This is a genomic window from Halorubrum sp. Hd13 (genome assembly GCF_002252755.1).
In the GTDB taxonomy this organism is placed as follows: Archaea; Halobacteriota; Halobacteria; order Halobacteriales; family Haloferacaceae; genus Halorubrum.
The window spans coordinates 1-12329 of sequence record NZ_NHOY01000009.1; the positions used below are offsets into that span (position 1 = coordinate 1).

Below are 12329 nucleotides of genomic sequence, written 5' to 3' on the forward strand. Positions count from 1 at the left end.
GACGACTGCGAGCTCGTGACGACGGGGACGACCGGGAAACGCATCGCCGAGGAGACCGGCCTCGCCGTGAACCGGCAGGCGTCGGGACCGTACGGCGGCGACCTCCAGATCGGCGGGGTCGGTCAGCACGGAGAGGTGGACGACGGCGTCGATCGTCGCGCCCGTCTCCCCGATCGAGATCGGGTAGCCGTCGCCCGCGAAACACCGCGTGGGCGGCGTCGCGGCGTCGTCTGGTGTGCCGCCGTCCGAGGCGTCGCCTCCGGACGCGTCGCCGCCCGTTTGCGCCGCCCCGATACCGACGGCCGCTCCGCTCGCGGCGAGCGCCGAGACGAGGAGCAGCGCGGCCGCGACCGCCGCGATCCGGGTCATCGGGTGCCGGGTCATCAGTGCGGGGTACGACGGACGGACGTAAAACGCCGCGGCCCTCGGTATCCGATATGATACTTGGACTCGGGGAGGCTCACGTCGAGCCGAGGAGCCCCTCGACGAGCAGTTCCCCGGAGGCGACGTTGGTCGCCAGCGGGACGTCCTTCACGTCGCAGACGCGCAGCAGCGCGGAGATGTCCGGCTCGTGCGCCTGCGCCGTGAGCGGGTCGCGGAGGAAGACGACGCCGTCGATCGCCTCGTCGGCGATCATCCCGCCGATCTGGAGGTCGCCGCCGTACGGTCCCGACGCCTGCCGGTTCACGGCGAGGCCGGTCTCCTCGGCGATGCGTTTCCCGGTCGTCCCCGTCGTCACGAGCTCGCAGTCGTCGAGGGCCGCGGCGTGCTTTGTGACGAACTCCACCATCTCGTCTTTCAGCTCGTCGTGGGCGATGAGCGCGAGACGCATACCGTCCGTTCACGGGTATGGTATAAGTGTATACTGAAAAGCAGTATCTGTATTGATAGGTGGGCCGACGAACTCATACGACCCCCACCGAACAGGCGAGTATGATATCCGACTGCGTCGCCGGCGACGGGGTGATCGATGCGCGGTAGCGACGACCGCGGCGTCAGCACCGTGGTCGCGACGATTCTCATGGCCGCGATCGTCGTGATAATCGCGGCGAGTATCGGCGTCACAGTTTTCGATATCGGCAGCGCGCTCACGGAACCGCAGGAGCCGCGCGCGTTCGGTGACACCGAGGTGACGCTCGGACCCGAACACCGGGCGTGGGGCGGGTGGAACTCACGGGTCAGCGATCCGCCCCGAGGCGACGTCGACGTCGTCCGCATGGAGTACGTCGCCGGCCCGTCGTTCGAGGGCGACGAGGTGGGTTCGATACTCGTCCGCTGGGAGGGCGGTGACGGCGAGGGCGGACAGGTTCGCTTCCTGAACCCGAACCTGTTCGACGAGGACTCCGAACAGGAGTTTCACTCGCAGAACGTCGGTGAGTTCTGTACCGGCGATTTCGCGGTCGGCGACGCGTTGACCGTCCGGATGGTCCACAATCGGTACCAAGAGGACGGGGAGACTGGGGTCGACGGTCCGCCGTACGAGTACGTCGAATCGGGTCAGAACGACGTTGCCGGCGGCGCCGGCGACGAGCCGTTCTTCCGCGTCGAGAACAGGTACCCGATCGAGTTCAGCGGCGACCGTCCGATGGAGCCCGGCGACTCCGTCGAGATCCGCTTCATCGGCGTCGAGGAGGAGCAGCCCATCGCGCGTACGACGGCGGTCGCGACCGCGGCCACCGACGGACCGACCGAGCGGGACAAGCCCGGTTGCGACGCCTGACAGCCGCGTCCCCGACGCCCGCGCCACCGATGGCCGGCGTTACTTGAACCGGAACGTCTCCAGGTTCTTCGGCGCGAACGTCCGCATGTTGTAGTCGTGGTACAGCGCCGAGGAGAGGTCCTGCACGGAGCGCTCGTCGCCGTGGACGCACAGCACCTTCTCCGGCCGCGGGTTCATCGTCTTCACGAAGTTCTCTAACCCCTGCCGGTCGGCGTGGCCGGAGAAGCCGTCGACGACCTCGGTCCCCATCTCTAGGGTGAGCGTGTCGCCGCGGCTCCCGCCGCCCCAGCCGTCGACCGGGATCTCGTCCCAGCCGTTCTGGATCCGGCGGCCGAGCGTCCCCTGCGCTTGGTAGCCGACGAAGACGAGGTTCGAGTCCGGGTCGGGGCCGATGTGGCGGAGCCACGACATGATCGGCCCGCCCTCGATCATCCCGGAGGTGGAGATGACGATGCACTCGTCGCCGTCGGCGACCTCCTGTCGCTCGTCCTCGCCGGCGTCGATGTGGTTGAACTGCTCCGCGAGGAACGGGTTCTCGTCGTCGTGGAAGATCCGGTCGCGGAGGTCGTCGCGGAGGTATTCGGGGTAGGTCGTGTGGATCGCGGTCGCCTCCCAGATCATCCCGTCGAGGTGGACGGGCATCGTCGGGATCTCGCCCTTCCGCATCGCCTCCTCCAAGACGAGCATGATCTCCTGGGAACGCCCCACGGCGAACGCGGGGATGACGACCTTTCCGCCCTGCTCGTACGTCTCGTTGATGACCGCCTTGAGCGCCTCCTCGGAGTCGGCCTGGTCGGTCTGGTAGTCGTCGCGGCCGCCGTAGGTGGACTCCAGCACGAGCGTCTCGACCCGCGGGAAGTCGTTGACCGCGCCGTTGAACAGGCGGGTGTCCTCGTAGTGGATGTCGCCCGAAAAGGCGACGTTGTAGAGCCCGTCGCCGATGTGGAAGTGCGTGACGGCGCTCCCGAGGATGTGGCCCGCGTTGTGGAAGGTGAGCTTCACGTCGGGCGCCACGTCGGTGACGTCGCCGTACTCCAGCGGGATGGTGTGTTTGATCGCGTCGCGGACCTGCGCCGACTCGTACGGCGGCGTCCGCCCCTCCTTGGCGGCGACGTCGAGGTAGTCCAGCGTGAGCAGGCCCATCAGGTCGCGGGTCGGCTCGGTCGTGTAGATCGGGCCGTCGTAGCCGTATTTAAAGAGGAGCGGAACTAGCGCCGAGTGGTCGAGGTGGGCGTGCGTGAGAACGACGGCGTCGAGGGTCGCCGCGCCGGCGCCGAGCGCCTCGGGGACCTGGAGGTACGGCACCTCGCCCTCCGCGCCGGGCTTGTCGCCGCAGTCGATGAGGATCCGGGTTTCCGGCGTCGAGAGGATGAACGCGGCCCGGCCGACCTCGCGGCAGCAGCCGAGCGTCGTGATCCGGACCCACTCGTCGTCGGACATCTCCTCGCGGTGGATCTGGCGCCCGACGCGCTCGAGGATGTCGCGGCGCTCCTCGCGCTCGGTCTTCAGGAAGCCGCGCACGTTCGAGACGGTGGAGGACTCGATGGGCGGCGTCCGAACGACTTCTGGGGTCCAGCCGACCTCCTGGGTGATCTCCCGCAGCGTGGAGCCGCGGCGGCCGATCACCATCCCCGGCTTCTCCGCCTCGATGACGACCTCGCCGGTGTCCTCGTGGAAGTCGAGGGAGGTCACGCCGGCGTCGTCCGGGATCACCTCGCGGACCTCCTCCTCGGCGCGGGCCGGCGGAGAGAGGGCGCTGGGGTCCGGGCGGACCGTGATTCGTTTCCGGAGCTTGGAGGCGAGCCGGCGGATCAGGTCGCCGTCGCCGGCGAACCGCTTCGGGTCGCGGGTGTAGACGACCAGTTCCGGGCCCTCGTACTTGACGTCGGTGACCGTGATGTCGTTCGGAATCTCCTGTTCGATCTCTGATTTCAGTGTATCGAGCTGCTTGTCGACTTGACTCATATCTTACCGCGGGTAGTCGGGGTCGCCGCCGCCGTCGAACGCGTCCGCGCGCCGGTACGTGGCTCGTCGCCGAACGGTCGACCGTGACGGGGTAGGCATAGTGGTAGTACTGTCCGTAGGTGGTACCGTGCGGGAACAGCCAGCGAAAACCCGCTTAGGTGGACGTATACCCCCGTTATTATAAAACCCTTCGCAAAGGGCAAGCCCCTTGGCCGGCGGTGGCGTTCGAATCCCCATGCGCGTTACCCCCGAAACGGTCCGCGACGAGCGCGCGTGGGTCCGCGACCGCGCGCCGGTCGTCGTTCCCCTGATCAACGAGACCCGCGAGCGACTGGGGACGCTGTTCGAGACGGACGTCGCCCCGGTGAGCCGCGAGGCGTACCGCCGCGAGGTCGACGCCGTCTTCGCCGACGGCGAGGTCGCGGTCAACGTCGCCGGCTGCGTCGCGCTCCTCCGTGACCTCGACGTCGCCGACGACTACCCCGGCTTCGTCGTCGACGAGGTCCTCGGCCGCGAGCTCGCGGCGACGCTGGCCGGCGGCCGGCCGCTCTCGCTGCTCGGGCAGGCGACGTTCCACTTCGTCGACGTTCACGTCAGCGAGGACGAGACCGCGCCGGGCGACGACGCCGACACCGCCGGCGCCGACGACCTCGACGCGGCGCTCGCCGCCGGCTTCCAGACGCGGCTCCCGGGCTGGGAGTGGCGGGAGGGAGAGAGCCCGTTCGCGGTCGCGCCGGGCCGCGACGAGTCGGGGACCGGCGGCCCGGAGCGGGGCGGCTGACGCTACGACGTGAATTTCAGGACGAACTCGTAGCCGCGGTCGAGCACCGCGTCCGGGAGGAAGCGCGCGAGGACGCCGACGCGGGCGGCGGTGCCCGGTTGCACGCGCGCGGGCGGTTGCGTCGCGCTCGCGACATCGTAGATCGCGCCGGCGACGACTTCCGGCTCGACCGCGCCGGGACCCCCGCCGCCGACGAGCTTCGCGTCCTCGAACAGCGCGTAGAACTCCTCGTAGGCGCCGGAGCGGTCGTCGTCGCCGTTCGACGCGCCGCTCCCGCCGGCGTCGTCTCCGTCGTCCTCGCCCCCGTCCGAACCGACGCCCGCCTCCGCCTGCGCGCGCTTCGAGAAGTTCGTCTTCACCGGTCCGGGCTCGACCACGACGACGTCGATCCCGTGCTCGGCGACCTCGTTGCGGAGCGCGTCGGACATCGCCTCGACCGCGAACTTCGAGCCGCTGTAGACGCCGCCCCCGGGAAACGAGACGCGCCCGGCGACCGAGGAGACGTTGACGATAGTCCCGTCGCGCTCGCGGCGCATCGCCGGCAACACCGCCTTCGTGAGCCGGTGCGGCCCGTACACGTTCACGTCGAACTGCTCGTGGACCGCCGCCGTCGACACGTCCTCGATCGGGCCGAACTGGCCGTACCCCGCGTTGTTGATCAGGGCGTCGATCGCGCCCTCCTCGTCGAGGATCCGGTCGACGACGCGGTCGACGTCGGACTGGTCGGTGACGTCCAGGGTGGCGAGCTCGCAGCCCGCCTCGCCGAGCGTCTCGATGTCGGCGGGGTTCCGCGCGGTCGCGTACACGGTCCACCCCTCGTCGTTGAACGCGTGCGCCGCGGCGCGGCCGATACCCGAGGAACAGCCGGTGATGAGTACCGTCTTCTGCACGCGTCGTCGGTCGGCCCCCGACGGCATAACTCTCCCGACCCGAGCGCCGGTCTCCCCCGCGACGCCCGGAGCAGGATTCGCGTCACAGCTCCTCGGTCCGGATCCCCATCGCCCGCGACGCGGGCGCGGTCCGCTCGAACCCCCACCGCTCGTAGAAGCCGTCGACGTCGGCGAGGAGGTCGACGTACGCGCCGTCCGGCGCGTTCGCGCGGAGCCACGCGACGAGCGCGTCCATCATCGCCGTTCCGATCCCTCGCCCCTGATGCGGCCCCGCGACGGCCGTATCCGAGAGGTGAAATATCGATCCGCCGTCCCCGACGATCCGCGCCATTCCGACCGCCGACCCGGTCTCGGTCTCGACGACGTGAACGCCGTGCGTCGTGTTCGGGAGCCCCCGTTCGACCGCCTCTCGCGACCGGTCGCTCATCTCGGCCTCCCGCCGGAGCCGCCGGAACGCGTCGACCGACGGCGTCGTCTCTCGCAGCTCGTAGCCGGCCGGGAGCGCGTGGCCGTCCCGTCCCGGATCGGGCCCGTCGGACTCGACCGCGTGGTCGTCGCTCATGGGTCCCCGTTCGCGCCTCGAAAAATGGACGTTTCGACCCGGGGCGACCCGACCTTACTCCTCGTCGGCGTCGCCGGCGTCGTCGGCGTCGTCCTCGTCCTCCTCGCTCTCGAGCAGGTCCCGCTCGTCGAGGATCGATTCGATCTCCTCGTTCGACCGCTCGGTGTAGCCGTCGTCGTCGTCGACGGTGATCGTGGCGACGCCGACGCCGTCGGGCGCCAGTTCGCCGTCGTTCGACTGCGCGAGGGTGTCGAGCGCGAGCCCGACCGCCTCGTCGGTGGAGATACCCTCCTCGTACTCCTCCTCTAGGTAGTCGCGGAGGTCGCTCCGGTCGGAACCGATCGAGAGCGCCTGCCACTCGTAGGGGGTGCCGGAGGGGTCGGTCTCGAAGAGTCGCGGCTCGCCGTTCTCGATCCCACCGACGATCAGCGCGACGCCGAAGGGGCGCGCGCCGCCGATCTGCGTGTACTGCTGGATGTGGTCGGTGATGTTCTTCGTCAGCGTCTCGATGCCGACCGGCTCGCCGTAGCGCAGGCGGTTCACCTGCGCCTGCCGGCGCGCGAAGTCGATGAGTTGGCGGGCGTCGGCGACGTGACCGGCGCTCGCGACGCCGACGTGGTCGTCGGCCTTGTGGAGCTTCTCGATGCTCTCCGGCTCCATCAGCGGGGAGCGGGCGCGCTTGTCGGCTGCGAGGACGACGCCGTCCTCGGCGCGGACGCCGACGCTTGCCGTCCCGCGTTTCACCGCCTCCCGGGCGTACTCGACCTGGTAGAGCCTGCCGTCGGGAGAGAAGATGGTGATTCCTCGGTCGTACGCCTGCTGTTGGGATTGGCCCTGCATGATATCACTCGATGTCGAACGCCGCCGCGCCGACGTAACCCGACCCGACCCACACGTCGCACGCGTCCTCGCGCACGACTGCGGGTCGCTCGGCGTCCCCGAACGCGACGTCTCGCTGTGTTGAATTAGCGCCCGCGCGACGCATATATCTTTCCTCACAGGCACGCACCGTCCCCGAGATCCCACGGACGTGGATCCCGACCGGGTCGCCGTCGACCTCGCTCACGCAGGCGATCGCCGCGCGCGCCTCGGCGACGTGGCCGTGCCGGACTTTGACCACCGCTTCCCCGGTCCCGTCACCGTGCATGAACGAGAGCAGGGTCAGGTCGGCGTCGGCGCTCCCCGCGTCGCCGATCAGGTTGCCGGCGGCGTACCAGAGCGCGCGCTGGAACGCGCGGCGCCCGAGGTCGGCGTCGGGCCACGTCTCGATCCCGACCGCGAGGTACCGCCACCGCGGCCGGAGGTGCTTCGGGAGGTGTTTCACGGTGTGGTCACCCGGAGCGCTCGGCCCCGGGCTCGCCGTCGCTCCGGTCGCCGAGCCGCTCCGCGACGATCACGGCGACTTGGTCGTGGACGCGCTCGACCGCGGTCACCGCGAACCCCTCGGCGGTGAACGCCTCGACGAGGGTGCCGACGGTGGCGGGGTCGTCGACTTCGGGACCGTAGAACGGCGCCTCCGGGTCGGGCCCCTCGAAGAACGCCACGTCGCCGAGGACGATCCGGCGGGCCCCCGTCGCGGCCATCTCGCGGATCGCCTCGCGCTTCTCGTCGTCGCCGAGGTGGTGGAGCGCGAAGTTCGAGGTGACGATATCGATCCGCTGACCGGGGTCGACCTCGGGCTCGCGGAACTCGCCGTACGCGAACTCGACGTTGGCGAGGCCGCGCTCCTCCGCCTTGCGTCTCCCCTCGTCCATCATCCCCTCGCTGATGTCGCGGGCGAGCACCCGCTCCGCGTCGGGCGCGAGCGCCAGCGAGATGGCGCCCGTGCCCGCGCCCAAATCGAGGACGACGTCGTCCGGGTTCGGGTCGGCGTACTCGACGACGAGGCTCGCGCAGGCGTGGTACTCGTCGCTCTTCGAATCGTCGTACCCGGCCGCCTTCTCGGAGAAGCGCGCCGCGTGCTCCTCAACGCTCTTCTTCATACCTGCCACGTCGGACCCCCGGCTCTATGAAGGCCTCGGAGCGCCGCTCCCGGTTGCGCGCCGCGATAGCGCCCCACGCCCGGAGCCCGTCCCGTACCCACTCCGGGTCGAAGCCGACCGCCTCGGCGGCGGCGACCAGCTCTCGGGGCGCCCGGAGCGCGAGGTGGGACCGCGCGTTCGCGCTGACGACGTGGGGCGCGTCGTAGTAGGTCACGATCTCGCGGAGCTTCCGCAGGTCGGCGAGCGCCCGCACCCGCCTGCCGCCGCTGGAGCGGAGCAGCGGCCCGAGGTCGAACTCCACGTGGACCGCGTTGTCGCGGGCCGCCTTCGCGAGGACGTGGTTGACATCGCCCGGGCCGTCCATCGGACGCGCGAGCACGTCGACGCGGGGGTCCTCGACCGCGAACCGGTTGAGGCCGTCGTCGCCGCCCGCGAGGCAGACGACGGTGCGCTCGGAGCGGTAGTTGCCGACGGCGCCGGAGGCGCTCGTGGCGTCGGCGACGTCGATCTCGACCGCGTCGACGACGTCGACGCCGTACTCCTCGCGGAGGGCGGCCGCCGCCGGCGGTCCGTCGTCGGCTCCTCCCCGCTCGCTCTCTCCGCCCTCGCCGGCCGGCGCGAGCGCGTCCCGCGTGCGGACGACGACCCCGTCGTAGCCGTACCGCGCCGCGGTGGCGGCGTGGCGGGCGACGGTCGCGTCGCCGTCGGGGTGGGCGTGGACGGCCTCGTACATGCCCGCCCGTTTCGGCTCCGCCGGTATCGTCGTTGCGCTTTCCGCGCCGGGCGCCGCGCCCCGGCCGGGTTACCCGTCTCCGGTCGACTCCTCCGTCTCCCACTCCCGCCTCGGGTCCTCACCGGTGAACCACGTCGCGATCCCGTCCGGTTCCGCCTCGCGGTGGGCCCGTCGCCGACTCCACTCCACCGTCGCCTTCGCGATCGTGATCGGCAGGAGGTACGGGAGAACGACCGCCTCGACGCCGACCGCGTCGACGGTCGCGTCGATCAGGCCGGGGGCGACGAACCCTTCGACCGCGACGAGTCCGGCGGTGACGGTGACCGCGGTCACCACCCCGATGACGAAGTAGAAGAAGACGACGCGCTGCGCCGCCTCGACGACCATGTACGGCGACCGCTCCTCGTAGGCGCGCTCGGCAAGGAACTCCCGGTGCACCTCCGCGACCTGCGCGCCGCAGATCCCGAGCGTCGCCAGCCCGACGGTCGGCGTGAGATAATCGAGCGCGTCCCATCCGATCCCGAGCAGCGGGAACAGGAGGAACCCGAAGACCCCCAGCGACCGGACGACGACGCCCGCGTTTCGGCGGTACACCGGCGGAAGCCACGAGGCGACGCGTATCGGTTCCGGATCGCTCTCCCACACCTCGCCGCGCTCCGCGTCGTCGGAGTAGCCGACGATGTAGAACGACCGGTCCGCTAAGACGATCGGGCGCTCGGCGAACAGCGCGACGACGCTGTACGCGAGCACCATCACCGCCACTTCTATCCAGTAGACGGCGAGCAGTTCGCCGACGCGCCAGTCGAACGCGACGACGCCGACGAGCGGGAGGAGGTTCGTCGCGACCACGAGCCCGAGGGCCGCGCGGCCGGTCGGGTCCAGCGGGCGAGACGGGCCGAGACCGGAGTCGGGCGATCCGTCGGAGGGCATCGTTCGGTGTCGGGGGCGCGTCGGTATTAAAATCGGCTCTCTCGGGGCCCTTCGCGCCGTCGTCCGGGGGTATCGCCGTCCACGCCTCGCCCTCCGGGGGCCGCAGTCGCCCGCGGGCCCGACGCTCTTTTCATCGCCTCCGCGCAACCCCGACGCATGGCCACCGACTTAGAGGAGAAGACGGACCGATACGAGCGCATGCTCGCCGACGCGCTGGCGGCCGCGGAGCCGCGACCGCCGGCCGACACGCCCCTCGGCGAGGCCGCGGCCGACGTGGCCGAGATGGCCGAGTCGTACCTCGAAGACGGACGTCACTTCCGCGGGGACGACGACCCGGTGAACGCGCTCGCCTCGTACTCGTACGGCTACGGGTGGCTCGACGCCGGCGTCCGGCTCGGGCTGTTCGCCGTCCCCGACGACACAGAGCTGTTCACGACGTGAGCGGCGGCGCGGCTACGAATCCTCGAGCCGCGACCGCGCGGCGCCGTCGGCGTCGCCGAGAATCCGGATCGGCGCGCCGGTTTCGATCGCGCCGTCCTCGACGATCCTGGCGCGGAGCCCGCCCCGGTGGACGAGCGCGTCGCGGAGCCCCTCGCGTTCGAGTAAGGATTCGAGGTACGAGCACGGCTCGCAGAGCTCGACCCCCTCGCAGACAGCGTCGCCGACGCGGAACCGCGCCCCGACGAGGCGGTTGAGCCCGATGTCCCTGGTGGTGAGGTTGCGCCGGTGCTCGTCCGGGCCGACGGCGATCCCGTAGTCGCGCTCGACGGCGTCGAGCGTCTCGCCCTCGATCAGCGACAGCTCGCGGCTCACGTCGCGCGCCGACCGCGAGTAGGTCCCGCTGTCGAGGAAGTACCGGTCGCCGCGCAGTCCCCGCCCCGAAACCGCCTCGACGCTGTCTCGCTCCTCCATGGGCGCGCCCGACTCGGGAGCGACGTGAATCGCCTCGATCCGTCCGGTCATGACGCGTCAGACGACCACGACCGACAAAGCGGTTGCGGGGCGTCGCGGCGGCCTCGGGCCCGCCGACGGCCGCGGCCAGTCACCCGCTCCGCTCGCGCAGCTCGGCCAACAGCGCCGCCGTCCCGTCCATGTACCCCTCGTCGAGGACGGCGTCGGCGGCGTCGCGGGCGGTCGCGTCCGCGTTGGCGACCGCGTACGACTCGCCGGCGACGGCGAACGTGGACGCGTCGTTCTCGCTGTCGCCGACCGCGGCGAACTCGTCGGGTGCGAGCCCGAGCGCGTCGGCGACGCGTTCGAGCGCCTGCCCCTTGCTCACGGCGGGCGACTTGACGTGGTACGCGTAGCCGGTGTCGACGACCTCGACGTCGCCGTCGGCCGCCGCGGCGACCTCGCGGAGCAGCGCCTCGTCGGCGTCGAGCGACAGCGCGACCTCCGTCTCCCGCCAGCGGTTCACCGTGTTGCCTGCGCCCCAGCCGACCTCCCCGCCGCGCTCGCGGAACGCCTCCACGACGGCCCGCGGGGCCGTCGGGTCGCCGAGCACGGTCGTTTCGCCGTCCGCGTACGCGATCCCGCCGTTCTCGGCGATCACGAGCTCGGGTCGGCCGAGGAAGTGCGCCAGCGCGACCGGATAGGGGAACGCCTTCCCGGTCGCGAAGACGACCGGCGCGTCCCAGCCGGGCAACAGTTCGAAGACGCGGGGGTCGATCCGACCGCTCGGCGTCGTCAGCGTCCCGTCGATGTCCAGCGCGAGGGGCGGCGCCATACCCGCGGTCGGGAGGCCGGGCGCAACTGTCTTGCGTTCTTTCGGCGGCGCCCGTTCGCGGGCGTCGATAAAGAGGGGTCCGCGGCCGTCGGCCGCGGCGGCTTGGTCTATGACGGCGGGTCAGGCCGGCCACGACGGCCGATCGAACAGCTCTCGGAACACGAGCGTCGGGAACCGCGGGATGAGCCGACTCGGCGGGCGGCCCTTCCCGTGGCTCTGGCTGACCGTCACCCGGTCGAGCAGCCCCGCGTCCGCCAGCTCGTACAGCACTCGGCGCACGGTGGACGCCGAGAGGTCGACCGCGGGCCGCGAGGCGATCGTCTCCGTGGCCGCGCTCACCGAGGCCCGGTCGTCCTCCGGCAGGCTGACTAGCTCGTACAGCAGCCGCCGTCGGCTCTCGGAAAGGGCGAGCACGCGGCCCAGCGCGACGCCGGGCTTCGGCACCTCCTCGATCCCCGCGTCGAGGTCGGTCGGCCGGATCGTGGAGGCGCCCGCGCGCTCCGCGCTGATCGCGGCGCCGGCGATCGCGGCGAGCGCGTCGTGGGCGTCGCCGTCGGCCCACTCGCTGACCTCGCGGATCTGGTCGTGGCTGATCGCGTCGCGACCGAGCCCGGTCGAACACCGGCTCGTCAGCAGCTCGACGAGCACGTGGCGCCGGTACGGTTCGAAGGCGACCGACTCGTCGGGCTCCCACTCGATCGCGTCGGGCGGGTCCCGACCGAGGCAGACCGGCGAGATGTGCCCGCCGATGTCCGAGAGCCAGTCGACGACGGTCGTCGCGTCCGGCGTCTCCGGCTCGTTGGTGTGGTCGACCGCGACGACGATATCCGGACCGGTGCGGACGCCCTCCCGCAGTTTGTCCGCGAGCTCGTCGGTGCCGATCCCGTGTTCCGGGACCGGGTCGTCGCCGATCGTCGAGAGGACGTCGTGGTAGAGCCGGAACCGGGTCGAGCCGCGGCGGGCGTCGACGTACACGAACCCCGGGAGAGTGGGTTCGACCGCCCTCGTCGTCGTCTGGATCGCCCGCCGCGGGCCGCTGT

General features: G+C 71.1%; 15 protein-coding genes and 1 pseudogene. 4 read left to right on the forward strand and 12 right to left on the reverse strand.

The features are described 5' to 3' along the window. Positions 1 to 118, forward strand: a pseudogene (locus DJ81_RS19535) (methylglyoxal synthase); the annotation flags it as partial. Positions 119 to 460: 342 nt separating this feature from the next. On the opposite strand, the gene DJ81_RS01405 reads toward DJ81_RS19535, so the two are convergent. Then, on the reverse strand, positions 461 to 832 hold the full coding sequence (locus DJ81_RS01405; protein WP_094528246.1) for a methylglyoxal synthase: 372 nt from the start codon (positions 830 to 832) through the stop codon (positions 461 to 463). Between the two features lie 138 nt (positions 833 to 970). On the opposite strand from DJ81_RS01405, the gene DJ81_RS01410 reads away from it, so the two are divergent. Next, positions 971 to 1720, forward strand: a complete 750-nt coding sequence (locus DJ81_RS01410) for a type IV pilin (protein WP_170938214.1) — start codon at positions 971 to 973, stop codon at positions 1718 to 1720. A gap of 39 nt (positions 1721 to 1759) precedes the next feature. On the opposite strand, the gene DJ81_RS01415 is transcribed toward DJ81_RS01410, so the two are convergent. Beyond that, positions 1760 to 3685, reverse strand: a complete 1926-nt coding sequence (locus DJ81_RS01415; RefSeq protein WP_094588077.1) for a beta-CASP ribonuclease aCPSF1 — start codon at positions 3683 to 3685, stop codon at positions 1760 to 1762. Between the two features lie 235 nt (positions 3686 to 3920). On the opposite strand from DJ81_RS01415, the gene DJ81_RS01420 reads away from it, so the two are divergent. Then, a complete protein-coding gene (locus DJ81_RS01420; RefSeq protein WP_094588079.1) occupies positions 3921 to 4466 on the forward strand; it encodes a hypothetical protein in 546 nt (181 codons plus the stop codon). Between the two features lie 2 nt (positions 4467 to 4468). Here the strand turns inward: DJ81_RS01420 and DJ81_RS01425 are convergent, their stop codons facing one another. The 7 genes from DJ81_RS01425 to DJ81_RS01455 all read right to left on the reverse strand — a co-directional run bounded on the left by DJ81_RS01425 (position 4469) and on the right by DJ81_RS01455 (position 9563). Next, positions 4469 to 5383: an SDR family oxidoreductase gene (locus DJ81_RS01425; protein ID WP_094528240.1), complete on the reverse strand. Its 915-nt coding sequence runs from the start codon at positions 5381 to 5383 to the stop codon at positions 4469 to 4471. A 55-nt stretch (positions 5384 to 5438) separates the two neighbouring features. Beyond that, positions 5439 to 5918 (reverse strand): GNAT family N-acetyltransferase, encoded by a 480-nt coding sequence (locus tag DJ81_RS01430; protein ID WP_094588081.1) that lies wholly within the window; start codon positions 5916 to 5918, stop codon positions 5439 to 5441. Positions 5919 to 5972: 54 nt separating this feature from the next. Then, complete coding sequence (gene psmA / locus DJ81_RS01435) at positions 5973 to 6758, reverse strand: archaeal proteasome endopeptidase complex subunit alpha (RefSeq protein ID WP_094522260.1); 786 nt, start codon at positions 6756 to 6758, stop codon at positions 5973 to 5975. 4 nt (positions 6759 to 6762) lie between these two features. Further along, a complete protein-coding gene (locus tag DJ81_RS01440; protein WP_094522261.1) occupies positions 6763 to 7242 on the reverse strand; it encodes an Rpp14/Pop5 family protein in 480 nt (159 codons plus the stop codon). Between the two features lie 7 nt (positions 7243 to 7249). Next, positions 7250 to 7900 (reverse strand): class I SAM-dependent methyltransferase, encoded by a 651-nt coding sequence (locus DJ81_RS01445; protein WP_094588083.1) that lies wholly within the window; start codon positions 7898 to 7900, stop codon positions 7250 to 7252. Beyond that, positions 7884 to 8633 (reverse strand): RNase P subunit p30 family protein, encoded by a 750-nt coding sequence (locus DJ81_RS01450; RefSeq protein WP_094522263.1) that lies wholly within the window; start codon positions 8631 to 8633, stop codon positions 7884 to 7886. Before DJ81_RS01450 ends, DJ81_RS01445 begins: the two co-directional genes overlap by 17 nt. A gap of 69 nt (positions 8634 to 8702) precedes the next feature. Continuing rightward, the gene (locus tag DJ81_RS01455) at positions 8703 to 9563 is read right to left on the reverse strand and encodes a DUF6498-containing protein (protein ID WP_094588085.1); all 861 of its coding nucleotides are present in this window, start codon (positions 9561 to 9563) and stop codon (positions 8703 to 8705) included. Between the two features lie 156 nt (positions 9564 to 9719). Here DJ81_RS01455 and DJ81_RS01460 point away from each other — a divergent pair, with 156 nt between their 5' ends. Next, positions 9720 to 10004 carry a DUF357 domain-containing protein gene (locus tag DJ81_RS01460; protein ID WP_094588087.1) on the forward strand — a complete coding sequence of 95 codons (285 nt, stop codon included), beginning with the start codon at positions 9720 to 9722 and terminating at the stop codon, positions 10002 to 10004. Positions 10005 to 10016: 12 nt separating this feature from the next. On the opposite strand, the gene DJ81_RS01465 is transcribed toward DJ81_RS01460, so the two are convergent. From DJ81_RS01465 to DJ81_RS01475, 3 genes are all read right to left on the reverse strand, one after another. Then, positions 10017 to 10526: an MOSC domain-containing protein gene (locus DJ81_RS01465; protein WP_094522266.1), complete on the reverse strand. Its 510-nt coding sequence runs from the start codon at positions 10524 to 10526 to the stop codon at positions 10017 to 10019. Between the two features lie 79 nt (positions 10527 to 10605). After that, the gene (locus DJ81_RS01470) at positions 10606 to 11289 is read right to left on the reverse strand and encodes an HAD-IIB family hydrolase (protein WP_094588089.1); all 684 of its coding nucleotides are present in this window, start codon (positions 11287 to 11289) and stop codon (positions 10606 to 10608) included. A gap of 120 nt (positions 11290 to 11409) precedes the next feature. Beyond that, a partial coding sequence (locus tag DJ81_RS01475) for a cell division control protein (protein WP_094588091.1) occupies positions 11410 to 12329 on the reverse strand: 920 nt, incomplete at its 5' end.

Excerpts from the sequence above, each read along its gene's own strand:
- DJ81_RS01420 (WP_094588079.1), top strand. The coding sequence starts at position 3,921 with ATGCGCGTTACCCCCGAAACGGTCCGCGACGAGCGCGCGTGGGTCCGC.
- DJ81_RS01465 (WP_094522266.1), bottom strand. The coding sequence starts at position 10,526 with ATGACCGGACGGATCGAGGCGATTCACGTCGCTCCCGAGTCGGGCGCG.
- DJ81_RS01455 (WP_094588085.1), bottom strand. The coding sequence starts at position 9,563 with ATGCCCTCCGACGGATCGCCCGACTCCGGTCTCGGCCCGTCTCGCCCG.
- DJ81_RS01405 (WP_094528246.1), bottom strand. The coding sequence starts at position 832 with ATGCGTCTCGCGCTCATCGCCCACGACGAGCTGAAAGACGAGATGGTG.
- DJ81_RS01415 (WP_094588077.1), bottom strand. The coding sequence starts at position 3,685 with ATGAGTCAAGTCGACAAGCAGCTCGATACACTGAAATCAGAGATCGAA.
- DJ81_RS01450 (WP_094522263.1), bottom strand. The coding sequence starts at position 8,633 with ATGTACGAGGCCGTCCACGCCCACCCCGACGGCGACGCGACCGTCGCC.
- DJ81_RS01460 (WP_094588087.1), top strand. The coding sequence starts at position 9,720 with ATGGCCACCGACTTAGAGGAGAAGACGGACCGATACGAGCGCATGCTC.
- DJ81_RS01410 (WP_170938214.1), top strand. The coding sequence starts at position 971 with ATGCGCGGTAGCGACGACCGCGGCGTCAGCACCGTGGTCGCGACGATT.
- DJ81_RS01430 (WP_094588081.1), bottom strand. The coding sequence starts at position 5,918 with ATGAGCGACGACCACGCGGTCGAGTCCGACGGGCCCGATCCGGGACGG.
- DJ81_RS01425 (WP_094528240.1), bottom strand. The coding sequence starts at position 5,383 with ATGCCGTCGGGGGCCGACCGACGACGCGTGCAGAAGACGGTACTCATC.
- DJ81_RS01470 (WP_094588089.1), bottom strand. The coding sequence starts at position 11,289 with ATGGCGCCGCCCCTCGCGCTGGACATCGACGGGACGCTGACGACGCCG.
- psmA (WP_094522260.1), bottom strand. The coding sequence starts at position 6,758 with ATGCAGGGCCAATCCCAACAGCAGGCGTACGACCGAGGAATCACCATC.
- DJ81_RS01445 (WP_094588083.1), bottom strand. The coding sequence starts at position 7,900 with ATGAAGAAGAGCGTTGAGGAGCACGCGGCGCGCTTCTCCGAGAAGGCG.